We start from the raw sequence: 19148 nt of genomic DNA, 5'->3' as shown, positions 1-19148 counted from the left end.
GGCCCCGGGTTCCAACCGACAACAATCGGTACCGTGATGAAGAGCCCCACCATCCGCCGCTGGTCCTTGATCCACACCTGGAGCAGCCTGGTCTGTACCCTGTTCCTGCTGTTGCTGGCAGTCACCGGCCTGCCGCTGATCTTCCACCACGAACTCGAACACCTGCTAGGCGACGCCCCTGAACTGCGTGAAATGCCGGCAGGCACCCCGCACCTCGACCTGCAACAACTGGTGCTCAAGGCCGAACAACATCGCCCCGGCGAGGTCATGCAGTACTTCGGCTACGATGAAGACGAGCCCAACGGCGTAGTCGCCATTACCGCCGCCACCGCCGGCACCGACCCCAACCTGTCGCACACCTTCATGCTCGATGCACGCACCGGCGAGGCGGTGGCCATGCCGGCCGCCAACGGCGGTTTCATGATGGTGATGCTGCGCCTGCATGTGGACATGTTCGCAGGCCTGCCGGGCAAGCTGCTGCTGGCCTTCATGGGCGTATTGTTCATTGTCGCGATTGTCTCCGGCACCGTGCTCTATGCGCCGTTCATGCGCCGCCTGGAATTCGGCACCGTACGCCACAACAAGTCCCGCCGCCTGCGCTGGCTCGACCTGCACAACCTGATCGGCATGGTCACCCTGGCCTGGGCATTGACAGTGAGCGTGACCGGGGTAATCAGTGCCCTGTCCGACCTGGTCATCGCGGCCTGGCGCAACGACAGCCTGGCTGCGATGGTTGCCCCCTACCGCGACGCCCCGCCGCTCGTCGAGCGCGCCCCAGCCACTCGCCTGCTGGACATTGCCGAACAGGCCGCGCCGGGCATGCGCCCGGACTTCATCGCGTTTCCTGGCACGCGTTTCTCCAGCGAGCACCACTATGCGGTGTTCATGAACGGTGCCACCCACCTGAGTTCGCACCTGTTCACGCCGGTACTGATCGATGCTCGCACCCTTGAAGTGACTGCCGTCGGCAACCGTCCCTGGTACATGGATGCCATGGGCCTGTCGCAGCCACTGCATTTCGGCGATTACGGCGGGCGACCGATGCAGATCCTCTGGGCGTTACTGGACGTGCTGACAATCATCGTGCTCGGCAGCGGCCTCTACCTGTGGTGGGACAAGCAGCGCAAACCCAGGGAGGCACGCGCATGAGCCACAGGTCTCACGCCACTGCACGCCTCTTCGCCTGGCCAGCGTTGATTGCCCTGCTTGGCTTCCTGGGCCTGTTCGCCGCACTGCTCGGCGACGGTGGCTGGGACGTTCTGGCATGGGCCGGCCTGGGCCTGCCGGCCCTGCTGAGCCTGCGCGGGCTGCTCTGGCGTCGGGGGCGCTAGCCCGCTACCACCCCGCAACCGCAGGTATTGCCAAGCATGGGGTTTTCCTCAACCAAGGAACCGCCCCATGCGCCCCCTCGAACAACTGGAACAGATCGACCGACAAATCGGTGACTTGCTCGACGGCCTTCCGACCCTCGACCTTCAACACCCCATCAACCCCGACACGCGCACCTGGCTGCACGGCGAACTGGCCAGCTTCTGGACCACGGCCGATGAGCAAGGCGAAACCCCCAGACAAAATCTGCTGGCACTGCGCAAGGCGCTGATGCTGGCCGAGGTTGAACTGCGCCTGGGCGACGAGACCTTGGGCTACCGCTCAGCCGATCAACTATGGGCCTGCCTGCAACAGCCACTACCCTCCCAGCGCAGGCATATGCCCCTGGCCAAAAGGCCACAGGTCTACCGCGTTCTGCTGGAAGGCCTACGGCCCAACTGGCGAAGCTACCTGCCAGGCACACTGATCATCGTTGCCGGTACCGCCGAAGGCCCTATGCTCACGCCTCAGGATGCCGCAGGCGCTGCTTTGCTGTGCAGCCTGTCACAAGGCATCGAGGCTTTCGACTCCCTGGGCGCACTGCACCAGGAGCTTTGCGAACGCCTGGAAGACCCACTCCAGAGCAGACCGCTGCTGCATCTGTACACTGACACGCAGGCGGACCGCGCTCGCCGGTCACAGCGCCTGCGCTATGACTGGTACGCCGACAGCCTGCTGGAGGCCCAGATCGACAGTGTGATAGAAGCCCAACGCCAACGCCTGAGTGACACCGGCTTTTGGAGCAACGGCTCACCCGACCAGCACACCCGAATACATAAAGCCCTGGCGCTATGGCCCGAAGTCGGCGCCAAACCCATCCTGCAAACACGCTACTCTCAATTGCTTGAGAAGAATCTGCCCAACTGGCTGCGCAATACATCTGCGCAAGGCCTGAGCCATATGATGCAGGCCATGCAAACGCTGGTGGCAATCGCCGAGCAGGCTGCTGCCCCGGGAGTGCTGAGCCTTAACGACTTCAAACAACGCAATAGCCTGCTGGCCTGGGCCAACGCACGCCTTCGCGAGCGCCTGAGCCATGACCTGGGGTACGACACAGATCCTCGCGAGATCAAGATCGTGGTCGTACGCGCCCGCCGCACGGGCGCCATCATGCATCCCTTCGCCCTCTCATCCTATGTCACCTATGTAGGCATGCGACGCGTGGGCCACGAGATGGTGGAGATGGTCGAGGAAATCAACACCCTCGAAGAGATCGCCCTCAAGAACTTGCCGTGGTTCGATACCGACTACTGGCTGACTGCCCGGGTGATCCATGCCCACGGCAAAGCCATGCCCGCCGGGCTCACGCCGCAGTATGTCAAGCACATGGTCCGGGAACTGAACGTGGGTGACAGCTACGCAAAGTACCTGCACACCCAACTGATCAGTTCCAGAGCAGGCAAATGGCGCCTGACTGCGCACAGCAAGGTCAACCATGCACGCATGCACGCTGAAGCCGTGAAGGCGCGCTACGCCGGACACTTTGGCGAAGACCCTTTCGAACATGGCTACAACTGGGTGCGCGCAGTGCTGGACCAACCACACAATGCCTTGCGTGCGCCAGTAGCAGGCTACCCGGTCACTGTTCGGCAGTTGAACATCATGGGCCATACCCTGCAGGGCGTGCTTCTGCTCAACAGCCTCCCCTACAAGTCTCCGGCATGCGTGCTGTACACCCCGGATGCCCCGGACCGCAGGGCCTGGCGCCGTTTTCGCACGACCCGCGAACTGCTTCGCACATTGCGCCAACAGCCCACGTTGAGAGCATACGTAGCCCAGCGCCTGCCATTGCTGCCTGCCGCCACGGTGGAGCGGCTGCTGGAGAAGGGTCGCATGAGCACACATTTGACGACACCCGAGATCAAGGACGACCTGTTCTTCGTCTACTACATGGCCGAAGCCCGGGCGCTGATCGCTCAGGCCGATGCCGAAAGCATGACGACCAGGGAAGTGAATGTGGAGTCGGTCATGGCGCTGAGCTGGCGCTTACTGGACTTCATCAGCCTGCTGCTGCCGAACCGTGCGCTGCTGGTGCTGTCGATCGGCCGCATGGCAATCGATATCTGGGACGGCGCCGAGGCCTTCAAGCAAGAGGATGTCGAAGGGGTGATACGGCATGCCTATCAGGCGCTTAGCCACATCAACGATGCGGGAACCAGTTTTCTGGGTTCCAGAGTGCTGCGCCGATCCCTGCGCGGGATCCCCAAACAACCGCCACTGCCGCTGCCCGCACGCCTCCAGGTACAACCGGGCAGCAGCAGCCTGCGCTATCGCATAGACGGTATCTACGGTGAAGGTGTCTACGAGCAAAGCTCGGCGTTTGGTGGGCAATCGCTGTACTTCGTCAAGGACAACGACAACCGCTATTACCGGGTCAGCTTCGACGGCTACCGCTGGCGAGCCATCGACCCTGACCAGCCAGATGCCTATCTGCAGCAACCGCTCAAGCGCAAAGCCGACGGGCAGTGGGTCATCGACTCACCGGTGCTCTGGTACGACGGGCTGCCCGACCTGACACAATTACTGCAGGACTGCTATCTGCAAACGCCTGTGGACGGCCTGCCGGTAAACATCGAACAAGGGCTTTTTCAAGCTGACGATCAGCTGTACCTGGCGCTCAAGGACGGGCAGTTGCCTGTGCGCCGCCACTTGCTGCCGGATCATTACCACTTGCAGATTGCCGTTGCCAGCAACGCCGGCGTGGTGCCGTGGGCGGTGCTGCGCCACGAAAACGGCCAGTGGCTGATACGCGTTCGTCAGGCAGGGCGCAGCAGTGACTGGCTGACGTTGCCAGATCAACCACCGCCGGCCCACTGACAGCCGGAACCGGCGGCCTCAGTCGACCAGTTTTGGCAACAGCCGGTCCAGCCGCTGATGCAAGGCACTGCCATTGGGCCAGTTGCGCAGCAGCCGCGCCCGGTCACGGGCATAGGCCGGGGCGAAGCTGAGCTGGGTGGCGTGCTGGCACATGGCATCGAGGTCGATCAGCGACCACTGGCCGTTGTGCCAGAACAGGTTATGGCCTTTGAAGTCGCCGTGGCTGATGCGCTCGCGAATCAGCTGCTGCATCACGTGCACCAAGGCATCCACCTGCTCCTCGGGCGCATCGCCGCTTTCGACGTAGGGCGCGAAGCATGCCGTCAGGTCCGGGCCGTCGACATACTCGGTGACCAGGTAAGCACGGCTGCGCAGGCCCAGCACCCGCTGCTCCAGCACCGCGAGGGGGCGTGGCGTGGCGATGTCGAGGAATTCCAGGCGGTGGCCTTCAATCCAGGAATGCCAGGCCCGGCTCGGGCGCCAGAAGCGCTTGAACCAATGTGCGGTGTTCTTGATGTTGTAGCGCTTGATCACCAACGGGCGACCATTGACCTCGATGCGCGCCACGCTGGCAGCGCCACCGGTCTTGTACAAATGGCCCTTGTCGATCAGCGCATCGGCCTGCTCCAGTACAGGCTGCATGGCCTGGACCTCACTGCGGCGGATCGCCTGCAAGCCCGAGAGGGTGCGCTGGACGCTGAACAGGCTGCACTCGCGGCCAGCCTTGTCCAGATAGTCCTTCTGCCGCCAGTGGCGCACCTTGTCCACCTGTTTCTGCAGCGCTTCCAGCGGCAACGCATGCTCGGCATTGGCCAGCAGGTAATGCACCAGCAGCTCTTCGATGAACGGCTCCAGGCGCTTGGGCAACTGGGCGAAGAACACCCCGAGGTTTTCCAGCACGCGTGGACGCGACAACTGCTGACCGGGTGTTTCCGCCCTGATGCCCGCACCGTCGATCAGGTACAGCTTGCCGGCATGGCGCAGCAGGTTGTCCAGGTGCAGGTCTTCCTGCCAAAGGCCTTGGGCGTGCATGTGCGCCACAGCCGTGAGCGCTTCGCCCAGTACCAGGTGCTGCTCGTCCGCCAGCACTGGCAGGTTTTCCACTGCGGCCCAGGCATCGGCCAGGCTTTGGGCACCGTCAAGGAACTCGAACAGCAGCCAGCCGCCCTCGCCTTCCTTGAGGCCGTCGGCCAGTAGCGTCGGTGTGGTCAGGCCTTGTTCGGCCAGCAACTTCACACCCTGCAGTTCGCGCTGGAAATGCCGCGCGGCGTTACCACCGACCAGCAGCTTCGCCAGCACCGGTGTGCCACGCCAGACACCAGCGCCCACATAACGCTGGCCCGGCAGCACACGCAGCAGGGTGAGCAGTTGCAAGTCGGCACTGCCGGCGGCATCAACCAACGTGATACTCAGGGGCAGCGTCGGGCTGCGCCCGGCATCCTTCAGTTCAGACAAACGCATCAGCGAGCCTCTTTTTCACGACGGCGTTGCGTCAGCCGTTGCAGCCAGGTGTCGACCAGCGCGCCGTCAGCCGGCTGCCCCAGGTAGGTCGCCAGCAAAGTACGTACATCCTGCACGCGCCAGGCCTGCGCGCGGCGCAGCAGCGGCTCCAGGTCCTTGAGGCGGTCACGCATGCCGAACAGCAGCGGCCGGGTCTTTTCCAGGTCGATCAATTGCGCGTCCCAACCCTCACGGCGTTGACGCAGGAAAATGTGCTTGGGGTAGAAGCAACCATGCACCTGGCCGGCGCTGTGCAGGGTGCGCGCCAGCTGACCGCAGGCCTGCAGGATGCCAGTGCGCTCGGCTTCACCCAACCGCGGCCACTGCGCCAGCAGGCTGTCGAGGTCGGCCCATTCGTCCAGAGCGCGGGTCATCAGGATAGCCCGGTGCTTGCCGCCCTGCTTGCGCTCGCCGTAGAACACCGCCTGCAATGCCGGAATGCGCAGCTTCTGGTAGCGACTGATGTTGCGGAATTCGCGGGCGAAGGTGGGCTCGCCGAACGGCCGGTGCAAGGTACGGGTCAGGTAGTCGCTCTGGCGCTTGAGGTAGTAGCCCTTGCCTTCGAGTTCCAGACGGAAGACGCTGCTCCAGCCACCACGGCCGGTGTTGGGTTCGTCCACAGCATCAAGTTGCAGCGCCCACAGTGCCTCGAAGTTGTCCAGGCCATGGCGCTTGAGCAGCGCGAGGTCCGCGCTGGCCAGGTAATCGGTCATTCCCTTCCCTCGAAAAAGCCCAGTACCCGATGAATGCGCTTCTTGTCACGCACATTCAGCCGGTCGCGGCCACGGTATTGCAGGTAGAAGCGCAGGCGCTGGGTAGCTGACAGGTGGTATTTGGCCACTTTGTCCAGGCATGCCAGGTCCTTGATCATCCGGTGGCGCCACATGAAACCGCGCCAGAAGTCGCCGGTGGGGCAGTCGATGAAGAATAGCGTGCCTTGGTCATCGACCAGCAGGTTGCGCCACTTCAGGTCGTTATGGGCAAAGCGGTGTTGGTGCATGACCCGGGTATGGCGCGCCAGTTGACGGCTGACATGGTCGACCCAGCTGCGGTCGGCCAAGCGCGCATCGTTGTTATCGGCCAGGGCCGACAGGTCTTCGGTGTGCGGCAGCTCACGGGTGATCATAGCGCCACGGCCAAAGGCCAGGCCGTTGCGCTCCAGGCCCCAGGCCACGACTTCGGCAGTGGGAATACCCCATTTGGCGAACTGCTTGAGGTTTTGCCATTCGGCCTTGATGCGTGGCCGCCCCAGGTACCGGCGCATGTGCTTGCCGGCCCCGGTGTAGCGCTTGACGTAGTAGTTGATCCCGTCACGCTCGATGCGTACCACCTCACTGAGCGGGTCGCGGGTCAGCCGTTCGCCCTGGAGGGCGAACACCGCGTCGAGGCTGCCGAAGTCCGCCGCCAGGTGTTCGTACCCCGGCGCCAGTGTCCAACTCGCCATCAGAGTGCGTCCCCATAGCGTTGCTTGCGATCGTAGAGTTTCTGGGCCTTGCGCTCCAACCAGGCGAGCAGCGCGGCTTCGTCCTTCAGCACCTGCCGCAGCGGACGCTGGAAGTAACCGCGCAGGAAGCGCAGCTTGTCGCGTTGGGTCAGGCCAATGTCCAGGGCCGAAAAGTACAGCGCAGCCAGGTCTTTGTCGCGCCAGCGGCGGCTGATTCTGGCACGGGTTTGCGCGCGGTGCAGGTCGATCACCGACAGTTTGAAGTCATCTGCCGTCACCGGTCGGTCGGTGTGCAGCAGAAAATGGCAGATGTAGCAATCACGGTGGTTGACCCCGGCGCGGTGCATCCCGCCGGTCATCTTCGCCACCTCGGCGATCAGTGCACGCTTCAGGCGCGGCTCAGGCGGCTGCTTGACCCAGTCGATGCTGAAGTCTTCCAGGCTGATGGTCGGCGCCAGCTCTTCAGTGATGATGAACGAGTGCTGCGCGGCCGGGTTGCTGCCACGCTCGCCATAGGCGACTGCGGTCATGGTAGGCACACCCACCTCATGCAGGCGCTGGATGGCCTTCCACTCCTGGCCGGCACCGAGCACCGGCAGCTTGGCGGTGAACAGGTTCTTGAAGATCTCGCCCCAGCCGATGCCACGGTGGATCTTGACGAAAAAGCCCTCGCCAGCCACTTCGGTGCGCAGCGTGCGGCGCCCTTCCAGCTCGCGATAGACCTCGCCTTGCAGCGCCTCCACGGCGTCGAAGGCATCACGCCCGGCCCACAGGCGTTTGAAGGGTTCGGCCAATATCAGCTTCATGCGGTTTTTTGCCCCAGGATCACGTCGGCAGCATGCTGCGGCATGCTGTACAGATCGGCGCTATCAGCAAATGCCAGGCCATTGCGCGACCAGCTGGCACGCGCCTGCGGGTCTTCGAGCATGCGCTGCAGATAGCCGTTGAGCTGATCTTGTTCGAACGGCTCGTCCAGCACCAGGCCGCTGTCGGCCTCGGCAATGTAGTGGGCATAACCGCACACCTTGGACACCAGCACCGGCAAGCCGGCGACCAACGCTTCGAGCAGCACCGTACCGGTATTCTCGTTGTACGCCGGGTGAATCAGCAGGTCGGCGCCCAGCAGGAAGCGCGGGATATCGCTGCGGCCCTTGAGGAACTGCACCTGGTCGCCCAGGCCCAGGGTAGCGCTTTGCAGCTGGAATACCTTGGGGTCGTCCTGGCCGATCACCATCAGCCTGGTGCGTTTGCGCAGGGCCGACGGCAGCGCGGCCAGTGCCTTGAGGCTGCGGTCCACGCCTTTGGTCTTGAAGCCTGAGCCAATCTGCACCAGCAGCAGGTCGTCATCCCCAAGATTGAATTCCTTGCGGAACTCGGCGCGGATCTCGGCGGCATTGGCCGGCGAACGGCGATCCTGGGAAATACCTGGCGGCAGCAGGTGGAAGCGTTCTACCGGGGTGCCGTAATGCTTGATGAACAGCGGCTGCTGCACTTCGGAAATCATCAGCACTTCGGTATGGGCGTCCTTGGCAAACACCGCACGCTCGTACTCGGCAAAGTGCCGGTAGCGGCCCCAGCGGCGGTACAGGCCACCGCGCAGGGTCTGCGCCTTGTCCTCGAAGCAGCCGTCGGCGGCGTAGTACACGTCCAGCCCCGGCATCTTGTTGAAGCCGATCAGGCGGTCGACCGGGCGCTTGGCCAGGTCGGCGGCCATCCAGGCGCTGAGCTTCTCGTTGCGGCGGTGGTTGAAGATCGCCTTCACCGGCGCCACCAGCACTTCGAAGCCCGGCGGAATGTCACCCTCCCAGATCAGCGTATACACACGGATCTGGTGGCCCCGCTTCTGGCATTCCAGGGCAATGCGCATGAAATCGCGCTGCAGCCCGCCGAAGGGGAAATATTTGTAAAGCACGAAAGCCAGTTGCATCAACGGACATCCTCAGCCAGCAGCAACGCGCTCAAGCGGCTCGCCACATGCTCGGGATTCAGGCGAGTGAAGCACAGTGGCCACTCGCGTTTCAGATCGAACCGGGCCAGGTCATCGGCGCTCGGTTTGTAGGTGCACTTCTTCTGCAGGCAGGGAGCGCAAGGCCAGTCACTGGCCTGGTGAATCTGGGTCCGTCCGTAGGCGCCAGTCAGGCCCGGGTTGGTTGGGCCAAACAGCGAAAGGGTGGGCACATCGAGTGCCGCCGCCAGGTGGCCAAGGCCGGTATCGACCGCCACGCAGGCCTTTGCCGCCGCCAGAACACGAGCGACGCCGGCAAGGTTCAATTTGGGGAGCACCTGGCAGTTGTTCAAGCCTTGGGCAATTCGCTCGGCCCGCGCCTTCTCAGCCGGATTACCCCAAGGCAGGCGCACTTCCAGCTTGCGCCGGCCCATGCGCTCGGCCAGTTCGCGCCAGTAGGCTTCGGGCCAATGCTTGGTCGCCCAGGTGGTGCCATGCAGGAACACCACATAGGGCGCAGCCGGGGGCAGTTGCAGGCGGTCGAGGTCCAGGCCGTAGTTGCCGATGCCTTCTGGCAGGTCATAGGCCAGGGCCATGGCAAACAGTTGGCGTACCCGCTCCACCGCGTGCTGGCCGGTAGCGACCGACAGAGGCCGGTCGTAGAAGCGGCTGGCCCAGCCTTCGCGCGCCGAGTAGCGATCCAGGCCGGCTACGGGTGCCTTCACGTAACGGGTCAACCAGGCCGACTTGACCAGGCCCTGGGCGTCGATCACAAGGTCGTACTTGCGCTCGCGCACGCGCTGCTTGAACGCCTTCCACTCGCCACTCTTGATGGTTTGCCAAAGGTTCTTGCGCCAGCGACGGATCGCCACCGGGATGACCTGGTCGACCGCGGGGTGCCAACTGGGGATTTCGGCGAAGCCTTCTTCCACCACCCAATCGAAACGGATGCCGGGAATGGCATGGGCGGCATCGGTAAGCGCCGGCAGGGTGTGGATGACATCCCCCAGCGACGAGGTCTTGATGATCAGTACCCGCACTTAGTCGACCTCGGCCACGGTATCGATCAGGTCCGGTCCGCTGAGGCTGTGCAGGGCGGCAATCACTTTGCCCGGTTCCAGCAGACGCAGGCAATTGTAATGGCCGAAGCGACAGGTGCGGTCAAAGCACGGGCTGCACTCGATACCGGTGCGCACCACTTCCACCTGTTCGGCCAGCGGTGGGGTGAAGCCGGGTGAAGTCGAGCCGTACACCGCCACCAACGGACGGTTCAGCGCAGCGGCCACGTGCATCAGACCGGAATCGTTGGACACCACGGCATGGGCGCAGGACATCAGGTCGATGGCCTCGGCCAGCGAGGTCTCACCGGCCAGGTTGGACGACTCTTCACGGAACCCCGGAATCAGCCGGTCGCGGATCTGCTCACCGACCGGGTGATCGTTCTTCGAGCCGAACAGCCACACTTGCCAGCCTTGGCGAATCATCGCATCGGCCACAGCGGCATAGTGCTCTGCCGGCCAGCGCTTGGCTTCGCCAAACTCGGCGCCAGGGCACAGCGCCAGTACCGGACGGTCCAGTTCCAGGCCGAACTTGGCCAGGGCGGCGTCACGGCTTTGCGCTTCGATCTGCAGGTTGGGGCGCGGGTATGGCTGCGGCAGCTCGGCGCCGGGTGCGTAAGCCAGGGCCATGAAGCGCTCGATCATCAGCGGATAGCGGGCCTTGTCCAGCTTGCGCACATCGTTCAGCAGACCGAAGCGCATTTCACCGCGCCAGCCGGTGCGTTTGGGAATGCCGGCAAAAAAGGGCACCAGCGCCGACTTGAGCGAGTTGGGCAGCAGGATAGCCTGGTCGTACTGGCCGGCCAGGGACTTGCCGATGCGCCGACGTGTGGCCAGCTCCAGCGCGCCGTGACCGAGCGGGAAGCTCAAGGCCTGACGCACTTCAGGCATGCGTTCGAGGATCGGCCGGCTCCATTCAGGGGCCAGCACGTCGATCACGCAGTCGGGGTGCTGCTGTTTCAGGCACTGGAACAGGGTCTGCGCCATCACCATGTCGCCGACCCAGCTGGGGCCAATGATCAGTATTCTCATGCTTAGTCCAGAAACGCTCGGGGAGGCTACAGACTGCGGTACAGCCTGGCCTCCCCTCTTTATATTCAGGCTATGTGGCCGACAGTGTAACACCGGTGGTGAGGCATGAGCCTTTGGGGCTGCTTTGCAGCCCTTTCGCGACACAAGGCCGCGCCCACAAAAGGTACTGCATACGCCGGCCAATGGTGTGAGCGGCCTTGTGTCGCGAAAGGGCCGCACAGCGGCCCCAACAATCTCAAGTCAGCCCCAGTTCACCCCAGATCCGCCGCACTTCACGGCGTTCATCGGCAAACTGTGCCGCATCGATCACCCCGGCCTGCTTCTGCAGGGCCTGGCGGTGGGAGGCCGAGCGGAACGCCTTGTACACTTCACGCAGCAGCACCGCGTCACTGGCCGGCATCAGGTTCGCCTGCTCCAGCTCTTCCAGAATGCGGATGTTATCGGTCCATCGAAGTATGGCCGGATGGTCATGGGACCAGGCCAAAGCGGCGTATTGCACCATAAATTCGATATCGACGATACCGCCGGCATCCTGCTTGATATCGAAGGGTACACCGGCGTCGAAGGCGTTCGCCGCGGTACCGGCTGCCGTAGCCTTGGTACCGAGGTTGTCACGCATCTTGGCGCGCATTTCACTCACCTCACCGCGCAGCTTTTCCAGGTCGCGGGCCTGGCCCAGTACCTTGGCGCGCACACCTTCGAATGCCGCACCCACCTGCTTGCAACCCACCAGCACGCGGGCCCGCACCAGCGCCTGGTGTTCCCAGGTCCAGGCTTCGTTCTGCTGGTAGCGCTCGAAGGCGCCCAGCGAGCTGACCAACAGGCCCGAGGCGCCGGACGGGCGCAGGCGCATATCCACGTCGTACAGTTGGCCCGAGTTGGTCTGGGTGGTCAGCAAGTGGATGATGCGCTGCCCCAGACGCGTGAAGAACTGCGCGCTGTCGATAGGCTTCGCACCGTCGGTTTCCGCCTGCGGATCGCCGTCATGGATGAAGACCAGGTCCAGGTCCGAACCGTGGCCGAGCTCCAGGCCGCCCATCTTGCCGTAACCGATGATGATGAAACCCGGGTCGCACAGGCTGCCGTCGCTGCGCTTGGGTTGGCCGTGGCGGGCCACGGTCTGGCGCCAGGCCAAGGCCAGCACCTGGTCGAGGATGGCTTCCGCCAGCCAGGTCAGGTAGTCGCTGACTTTCATCAACGGCAGGTTGCCGCTGATTTCCGAGGCGGCCACGCGCAGGCTGTGGGCCAGCTTGAAATGGCGCAGCGCCTCCATCTGCTGCTCCAGGTCGTCCTCGGGGATGCGCGTCAGGCGCTCGCGCAGCTCGCTGGCCAGTTCTGGCGCCAAGGGCGGGCTGAACAAGCGGCCCTCATTGAGCAGTTCGTCGAGCAGCAGCGGGTAAAGGGCAATCTGCTCGGCAATCCACGGGCTGGCGGCGCACAGCGTCAGCAAACGGCGCAAGGCACCGGGGTTTTCGGTCAGCAGTACCAGGTAGGCAGAACGCCTTGCCACAGCCTCGACCAATGGCAACACCCGCTCAAGCACCAGGTCGGGGTTGTCATGCTCCACCGCCTGGGCAAGCAGCCGTGGGATGAATGCGTCAAGTCGCTCACGGCCGATGCGCTGCATCGAGCGCAACTGCGGGCTGGAACGCAGCCCGGCCAGGCGCCTCAAGGCTTCGGCGGGTTGCTTGAAGCCAGCCTCTTGCAATTGCCGGCCAGCGGCTTCTTCATCCTGCGCCTGCTCCCACAACGGCGACCACTCACCACCCACCACCAGTTCGCCTTCGCCGTCTTCATCATCCGGGTCGGCAATGACCTGGCGGAAATGCCAGTCGATACGGCCTCGCCAGTACATCAGCTGGTCGTGGAAGCTCTGCCAATCGGCAAAACCGAGCACATAGGCCACGCGTGCCTGATCGGTCTCACCTTCCGGCAACATTTGCGTCTGGCGGTCGGCAATGGCCTGGATGGCGTGCTCGGTGTAGCGCAGGAACTCATAGCCCTCGCGCAACTCGGCCACCACTGCTGGCGGCAGGTAGCCTTGGCCTTCCAGGGTGGCCAGCACCTTGAGCAACGGCCGCTGCTGCAGGCTGAGGTCACGCCCGCCGTGGATCAGCTGGAAAGCCTGGGCAATGAACTCCACTTCGCGAATACCACCGGCACCCAGCTTGATGTTCTCGGCCATGCCCTTGCGCCGCACTTCCTGCTGGATCAGCTGCTTCATGGTGCGCAGCGCTTCGATTGCGGAAAAGTCCAGGTAGCGGCGGTACACGAACGGGCGCAGCATCTCCTGCAGCTGCGCGCCGGCCGCCTGGTCGCCGGCCACCACCCGCGCCTTGATCATCGCGTAACGTTCCCAGTCACGGCCCTGGTCCTGGTAGTACTGCTCCAGTGCATTGAAGCTGAGCACCAGGGCACCCGCCGAACCATAGGGACGCAGGCGCATGTCAACGCGGAATACAAAGCCGTCGACGGTAACCGGGTCCAGCGCCTTGATCAGCCTTTGGCCCAGGCGCGTGAAGAACTCCTGGTTATCCAGCGAGCGCTTCACCCCTTCGGTTTCACCGCCCTCGGGGAAACCGAAGATCAGGTCGATGTCCGACGACAGGTTAAGCTCTACCGCTCCCAGCTTGCCCATGCCCAGCACCACCATGTGCTGCGGCTGGCCGCTGCGGTTGCCGATGGGCGTCCCGAATTGCTGGCAATGGCGCGGGTACAGCCATTGGTAGGCTTCGTCGATGGCCGCATCGGCAAGGTCCGACAGGTCGCGGCAGGTTTCGCCAAGTTCCGCCTGACGGGTAATGTCGCGCCAGATAATGCGCAACTGCTGGCGGTTGCGCGCGCGGCGCAGATTGCGCGCCAGCTCGTCCTCGCTCTGTGCCGCCTGGGCTGTTGCGGCGATTTGCCCGCGCAGCTCACCCGGGGCGTATCGCCGCTCCAGCTCGCCACTGGCCAGCAGGGCGAACAGCATGGCGGGCTCGCGCTGGGCCAGGCTGAGCACGAACTCGCTGGCAGCAGCCACCTGGTCGAACTGCTGCCGGTGCAGCGGGCTCCAGGCCTGCAGGTCGAGTTCGGGGTGGCCGGCCACGGCATCGCTGATGAACTGCTGGTTGCGAGTGACCAGCGGCTGCAAGGTGGCAGGCAGATCGGAGGGCAAAGGTAGGCGCATGGTCTATCCTTGATCGGCGTGAAATAGAGGGGAAAAAGCGGCCAAGGGGAAGCCGGACCACGGTTGGACTGTCGTACAAAAGTTGGAAATAGCTGAAAAAAACGAAAACTTGGCAACAAACATCAAGAACCACCCGTTCGCGACACAATGCCAACCAACATGAACGTTTTTCCTCACAAGCCAAGGTGCGACCAAACGTCGCACAAATGTAGTTTTACTACTACTCGTGTCGTGTAAAAGCATGAAATGCGAAAGCAAATGTAGTAAAACTACAACGCGCCGGAAGACACCCCGGTAATCCAAGAATTCACGACGTCTGCCCATAAGGCCAGTCGCAATCTCAGGCAATCGATTCTGGTTGCCTTTCCGCCCTGGAGCAAGCCATGCAAGACCTCGATCCAATCGAAACCCAGGAATGGCTGGATGCCCTGGAGTCGGTCCTCGACAAAGAAGGCGAAGACCGCGCTCATTACCTGATGACCCGTATGGGCGAGCTGGCCACCCGTAGTGGCTCCCAGCTGCCGTATGCGATCACCACGCCATACCGCAACACCATCCCTGTCACCCACGAAGCACGCATGCCTGGCGACCTGTTCATGGAACGCCGCATTCGCTCGATGGTGCGTTGGAACGCGCTGGCCATGGTCATGCGTACCAACCTGAAAGACTCGGACCTGGGCGGACACATCTCTAGCTTCGCCTCCAGTGCCACCCTGTACGACATCGGCTTCAACTACTTCTTCCAGGCCCCTACCGAAGAACACGGCGGCGACCTGGTCTTCTTCCAGGGCCACGCTTCGCCTGGCGTCTACGCCCGTGCCTTCATGGAAGGCCGTATCAGCGAAGACCAGATGAACAACTTCCGTCAGGAAGTGGACGGCAACGGCCTGTCTTCGTACCCGCACCCATGGTTGATGCCTGACTTCTGGCAGTTCCCGACCGTTTCGATGGGTCTGGGCCCAATCCAGGCGATCTACCAGGCACGCTTCATGAAGTACCTGGAAGCCCGTGGCTTCATCCCGGCCGGCAAGCAGAAGGTCTGGTGCTTCATGGGCGACGGTGAGTGCGACGAGCCGGAATCCCTGGGTGCAATCGCCCTGGCCGGCCGCGAGAAGCTGGACAACCTGATCTTCGTCATCAACTGCAACCTGCAGCGCCTCGACGGCCCGGTTCGCGGCAACGGCAAGATCATCCAGGAACTCGAAGGCGTGTTCCGTGGCGGTGGCTGGAATGTCAACAAAGTCGTCTGGGGCCGTTTCTGGGACCCACTGCTGGCCAAGGACACCAACGGTGCCCTGCAGCGCCGCATGGACGAAGTCATCGACGGCGAATACCAGAACTACAAAGCCAAAGACGGCGCGTACGTTCGCGAGCACTTCTTCAACACCCCGGAACTCAAGGCCATGGTCGAAGACCTGTCCGACGAAGAGATCTGGAAGCTCAACCGTGGCGGTCACGACCCGTACAAGGTCTACGCGGCGTATCACCAGGCTGTGAACCACAAAGAGCAGCCGACCGTCATCCTGGCCAAGACCATCAAGGGTTACGGCACCGGTGCTGGCGAAGCCAAGAACACCGCGCACAACACCAAGAAGGTCGACGTCGACAGCCTGCGTCACTTCCGTGACCGCTTCGACATCCCGGTCAAGGATGCCGACCTGGAGAACCTGCCGTTCTTCAAGCCGGAAGAAGGTTCTGCCGAAGCCAAGTACCTGGCCGAGCGCCGCGCAGCCCTGGGTGGCTTCGTACCGCAGCGCCGTGCCAAGAGCTTCAGCGTGCCGACCCCGCCACTGGAAACGCTGAAAGCGATCCTGGACGGCTCGGGCGACCGCGAAATCTCCACCACCATGGCCTTCGTGCGTATTCTGGCGCAGCTGGTCAAGGACAAGGACATCGGCCAGCGCATCGTCCCGATCATCCCGGACGAAGCCCGTACCTTCGGTATGGAAGGCATGTTCCGCCAGTTGGGTATCTACTCGTCGGTCGGCCAGCTCTACGAGCCAGTCGATAAAGACCAGGTGATGTTCTACCGCGAAGACAAGAAGGGCCAGATCCTCGAGGAAGGCATCAACGAAGCCGGCGCCATGTCGTCGTTCATCGCTGCCGGTACCTCGTACAGCTGCCACAACCAGCCGATGCTGCCGTTCTACATCTTCTACTCGATGTTCGGTTTCCAGCGTATTGGCGACCTGGCCTGGGCCGCTGGCGACAGCCGCACCCGTGGCTTCCTGATCGGCGGTACCGCCGGCCGTACCACCCTCAACGGTGAAGGCCTGCAGCACGAAGACGGTCACAGCCACATGATGGCGGGCACCATCCCGAACTGCCGCACCTACGATCCGACCTACGGCTACGAGCTGGCGGTGATCATCCAGGACGGCATGAAGAAGATGACCGAAGAGCAACAGGACATCTTCTACTACATCACCGTGATGAACGAATCCTACCAGCAGCCAGCCATGCCGGCCGGTGTCGAGGAAGGCATCATCAAGGGCATGTACCTGCTGGAAGAGGACACCCGCGAAGCCGCACACCACGTACAGCTGATGGGCTCCGGCACCATCCTGCGCGAAGTCCGCGAAGCCGCGAAGATCCTGCGTGAAGAGTTCAACGTCGGTGCCGACGTGTGGAGCGTCACCAGCTTCAACGAACTGCGCCGCGACGGCCTGGCCGTGGAACGCGCCAACCGCCTGAAGCCTGGCCAGAAGCCACAGCAGACCTACGTCGAGCAGTGCCTGAACGGTCGCAAAGGCCCGGTTATCGCCTCTACCGACTACATGAAGCTGTTCGCCGAGCAGATTCGCCAGTGGGTACCGAGCAAAGAGTTCAAAGTCCTGGGTACCGACGGTTACGGTCGCAGCGACAGCCGCAAGAAGCTGCGTCACTTCTTCGAAGTCGACCGCCACTTCGTGGTGCTGGCTGCCCTGGAAGCCCTGGCTGACCGTGGCGAGATCGAACCCAAGGTTGTTGCAGACGCTATCGTCAAGTTCGGTATCGACCCGGACAAGCGCAACCCACTGGACTGCTGAGGAGTATTTTTAAGTGAGCGAACTCATTCGCGTACCTGACATCGGCAGCGGTGAAGGTGAAATCATCGAGCTGTTCGTCAAGGTCGGTGATCGTATCGAGGCTGACCAGAGCCTGCTGACCCTGGAGTCCGACAAGGCCTCCATGGAAATTCCGGCGCCCAAGGCCGGCGTCATCAAGGAACTGAAGGTCAAGCTGGGCGACCGCCTGAAAGAAGGCGACGAGCTGCTGGTCCTGGAAGCCGAGGGCGCCGCTGCTGCGGCCCCTGAGGCACCGGCCGCTGCCGCTGCTCCGGCTGCGGCGCCAGCGCCAGCCGCTGAAGCCGCTCCTGCTGCTCCGGCCGCAGCCCCGGCTGCTGCCAGCGTGCAGGACATCCACGTGCCGGACATCGGTTCGTCGGGCAAGGCCAAGATCATCGAAGTGCTGGTCAAGGTCGGCGACACCGTCGAAGCCGACCAGTCGCTGATTACCCTGGAGTCCGACAAGGCTTCCATGGAAATCCCGTCGCCGGCTGCCGGCGTGGTCGAAGAAGTGCTGTGCAAGCTGGAAGACGAAGTCGGCACTGGCGACCTGATCTTCAAGCTGAAAGTGGCGGGTGCCGCCCCGGCTGCCGCGCCGGCACCGGCTGCTGCTCCTGCACCAGCCAAGGCTGAGGCTGCTCCGGCTGCCGCACCTGCCGCTGCAGCCCCGGCTGCTGCCCCTGCACCGGCTGCTACCGCACCGGCCGCTGGCAGCAATGCCAAGGTTCACGCAGGCCCTGCTGTTCGTCAGCTGGCCCGTGAATTCGGTGTCGAGCTGGGTGCAGTTGCTGCCACCGGCCCGCACGGTCGCATCCTGAAAGAAGACGTGCAGGTCTACGTCAAGGCCATGATGCAGAAGGCCAAGGAAGCGCCGGCAGCCGCCGGTGCGACCGGTGGTGCTGGCATCCCGCCGATCCCTGCCGTGGACTTCAGCAAGTTCGGTGAAGTGGAAGAAGTGGCCCTGACCCGCCTGATGCAGGTCGGTGCTGCCAACCTGCACCGCAGCTGGCTCAACGTGCCGCACGTGACCCAGTTCGACTCTGCCGACATCACCGAGCTGGAAGCCTTCCGCGTTGCGCAGAAGGCCGTGGCCGAGAAAGCTGGCGTGAAGCTGACCGTGCTGCCTCTGCTGCTCAAGGCCTGCGCCTTCCTGCTCAAGGAACTGCCGGACTTCAACAGCTCGCTGGCGCCAAGCGGCAAGGCCATCATCCGCAAGAAGTACGTGCACATCGGCTTTGCCGTGGACACCCCGGACGGCCTGCTGGTCCCTGTGATCAAGAACGTCGACCAGAAGAGCCTGCTGCAACTGGCTGCCGAAGCCGCTGCACTGGCCGAGAAGGCGCGCACCAAGAAGCTGTCGGCCGACGAGATGCAAGGCGCTTGCTTCACCATCTCCAGCCTCGGCCACATTGGCGGCACCGGCTTCACGCCGATCGTCAACGCGCCGGAAGTGGCTATCCTGGGCGTCTCCAAGGCGACCATGCAGCCAGTCTGGGATGGCAAGGCCTTCCAGCCAAAGCTGATGCTGCCGCTGTCGCTGTCCTACGATCACCGTGTGATCAACGGCGCTGCCGCCGCGCGCTTCACCAAGCGCCTGGGCGACGTGCTGGGCGATATCCGCACCATGCTGCTGTAAGCCAGCACACTGCCCCTCCTTGCGAGGGGCAGTACCCTTTTCGAGCTGCCACGCTCGTACCTCAACCCCGTCGATTGGCGGGGCTTTTTTTTGCCTGGAAAAAGCTGGGAGGGCTTCGCCCTCCTTTCGCGA

The 19148-nt window shown here is 63.3% G+C and carries 13 protein-coding genes; 5 read left to right on the top strand and 8 right to left on the bottom strand.

Going from position 1 to position 19148, the window contains the following annotated elements:
* Positions 1-36: 36 nt before the first annotated feature.
* The 3 genes from BJQ17_RS23255 to BJQ17_RS23245 all read left to right on the top strand — a co-directional run bounded on the left by BJQ17_RS23255 (position 37) and on the right by BJQ17_RS23245 (position 4185).
* A complete protein-coding gene (locus tag BJQ17_RS23255) occupies positions 37-1149 on the top strand; it encodes a PepSY domain-containing protein (protein ID WP_070096710.1) in 1113 nt (370 codons plus the stop codon).
* Complete coding sequence (locus BJQ17_RS23250) at positions 1146-1331, top strand: hypothetical protein (RefSeq protein WP_003255635.1); 186 nt, start codon at positions 1146-1148, stop codon at positions 1329-1331. Before BJQ17_RS23255 ends, BJQ17_RS23250 begins: the two co-directional genes overlap by 4 nt.
* A 67-nt stretch (positions 1332-1398) precedes the next feature.
* On the top strand, positions 1399-4185 hold the full coding sequence (locus BJQ17_RS23245) for a dermonecrotic toxin domain-containing protein (protein WP_070096709.1): 2787 nt from the start codon (positions 1399-1401) through the stop codon (positions 4183-4185).
* A gap of 18 nt (positions 4186-4203) precedes the next feature.
* On the opposite strand, the gene BJQ17_RS23240 is transcribed toward BJQ17_RS23245, so the two are convergent.
* From BJQ17_RS23240 to glnE, 8 genes are all read right to left on the bottom strand, one after another.
* A complete protein-coding gene (locus tag BJQ17_RS23240) occupies positions 4204-5646 on the bottom strand; it encodes a lipopolysaccharide kinase InaA family protein (protein ID WP_019750251.1) in 1443 nt (480 codons plus the stop codon).
* Positions 5646-6398 (bottom strand): lipopolysaccharide kinase InaA family protein, encoded by a 753-nt coding sequence (locus tag BJQ17_RS23235; RefSeq protein WP_003255640.1) that lies wholly within the window; start codon positions 6396-6398, stop codon positions 5646-5648. Before BJQ17_RS23235 ends, BJQ17_RS23240 begins: the two co-directional genes overlap by 1 nt.
* Positions 6395-7129, bottom strand: coding sequence for a lipopolysaccharide kinase InaA family protein (locus tag BJQ17_RS23230; protein WP_003255642.1), 735 nt, complete (start codon positions 7127-7129; stop codon positions 6395-6397). The genes BJQ17_RS23235 and BJQ17_RS23230 overlap by 4 nt, the downstream gene beginning before the upstream one ends.
* Positions 7129-7935, bottom strand: a complete 807-nt coding sequence (gene rfaP, locus BJQ17_RS23225) for a lipopolysaccharide core heptose(I) kinase RfaP (protein ID WP_003255644.1) — start codon at positions 7933-7935, stop codon at positions 7129-7131. Before rfaP ends, BJQ17_RS23230 begins: the two co-directional genes overlap by 1 nt.
* Positions 7932-9056 carry a glycosyltransferase family 4 protein gene (locus BJQ17_RS23220; RefSeq protein ID WP_070096708.1) on the bottom strand — a complete coding sequence of 375 codons (1125 nt, stop codon included), beginning with the start codon at positions 9054-9056 and terminating at the stop codon, positions 7932-7934. The genes rfaP and BJQ17_RS23220 overlap by 4 nt, the downstream gene beginning before the upstream one ends.
* Positions 9056-10114: a lipopolysaccharide heptosyltransferase I gene (gene waaC / locus BJQ17_RS23215; protein ID WP_003255648.1), complete on the bottom strand. Its 1059-nt coding sequence runs from the start codon at positions 10112-10114 to the stop codon at positions 9056-9058. The genes BJQ17_RS23220 and waaC overlap by 1 nt, the downstream gene beginning before the upstream one ends.
* Positions 10115-11164 (bottom strand): lipopolysaccharide heptosyltransferase II, encoded by a 1050-nt coding sequence (waaF, locus tag BJQ17_RS23210; protein WP_003255649.1) that lies wholly within the window; start codon positions 11162-11164, stop codon positions 10115-10117.
* A gap of 235 nt (positions 11165-11399) precedes the next feature.
* Positions 11400-14333: a bifunctional [glutamate--ammonia ligase]-adenylyl-L-tyrosine phosphorylase/[glutamate--ammonia-ligase] adenylyltransferase gene (glnE, locus tag BJQ17_RS23205; protein WP_003255650.1), complete on the bottom strand. Its 2934-nt coding sequence runs from the start codon at positions 14331-14333 to the stop codon at positions 11400-11402.
* 383 nt (positions 14334-14716) lie between these two features.
* Here glnE and aceE point away from each other — a divergent pair, with 383 nt between their 5' ends.
* Positions 14717-17362: a pyruvate dehydrogenase (acetyl-transferring), homodimeric type gene (aceE, locus tag BJQ17_RS23200; protein ID WP_003255651.1), complete on the top strand. Its 2646-nt coding sequence runs from the start codon at positions 14717-14719 to the stop codon at positions 17360-17362.
* 13 nt (positions 17363-17375) lie between these two features.
* The gene (gene aceF, locus BJQ17_RS23195) at positions 17376-19016 is read left to right on the top strand and encodes a dihydrolipoyllysine-residue acetyltransferase (protein ID WP_003255652.1); all 1641 of its coding nucleotides are present in this window, start codon (positions 17376-17378) and stop codon (positions 19014-19016) included.
* Positions 19017-19148: the final 132 nt, after the last annotated feature.

Source organism: Pseudomonas sp. NBRC 111139 (assembly GCF_001753955.1).
Classification (GTDB): Bacteria; Pseudomonadota; Gammaproteobacteria; order Pseudomonadales; family Pseudomonadaceae; genus Aquipseudomonas; species Aquipseudomonas alloputida.
The sequence above is the reverse complement of the archived record's forward strand: the minus strand, read 5'-3'. Positions and strand labels throughout refer to the sequence as shown.

Excerpts from the sequence above, each read along its gene's own strand:
- BJQ17_RS23255 (WP_070096710.1), top strand. The coding sequence starts at position 37 with ATGAAGAGCCCCACCATCCGCCGCTGGTCCTTGATCCACACCTGGAGC.
- BJQ17_RS23250 (WP_003255635.1), top strand. The coding sequence starts at position 1,146 with ATGAGCCACAGGTCTCACGCCACTGCACGCCTCTTCGCCTGGCCAGCG.
- BJQ17_RS23245 (WP_070096709.1), top strand. The coding sequence starts at position 1,399 with ATGCGCCCCCTCGAACAACTGGAACAGATCGACCGACAAATCGGTGAC.
- BJQ17_RS23240 (WP_019750251.1), bottom strand. The coding sequence starts at position 5,646 with ATGCGTTTGTCTGAACTGAAGGATGCCGGGCGCAGCCCGACGCTGCCC.
- BJQ17_RS23235 (WP_003255640.1), bottom strand. The coding sequence starts at position 6,398 with ATGACCGATTACCTGGCCAGCGCGGACCTCGCGCTGCTCAAGCGCCAT.
- BJQ17_RS23230 (WP_003255642.1), bottom strand. The coding sequence starts at position 7,129 with ATGGCGAGTTGGACACTGGCGCCGGGGTACGAACACCTGGCGGCGGAC.
- rfaP (WP_003255644.1), bottom strand. The coding sequence starts at position 7,935 with ATGAAGCTGATATTGGCCGAACCCTTCAAACGCCTGTGGGCCGGGCGT.
- BJQ17_RS23220 (WP_070096708.1), bottom strand. The coding sequence starts at position 9,056 with ATGCAACTGGCTTTCGTGCTTTACAAATATTTCCCCTTCGGCGGGCTG.
- waaF (WP_003255649.1), bottom strand. The coding sequence starts at position 11,164 with ATGAGAATACTGATCATTGGCCCCAGCTGGGTCGGCGACATGGTGATG.
- glnE (WP_003255650.1), bottom strand. The coding sequence starts at position 14,333 with ATGCGCCTACCTTTGCCCTCCGATCTGCCTGCCACCTTGCAGCCGCTG.
- aceE (WP_003255651.1), top strand. The coding sequence starts at position 14,717 with ATGCAAGACCTCGATCCAATCGAAACCCAGGAATGGCTGGATGCCCTG.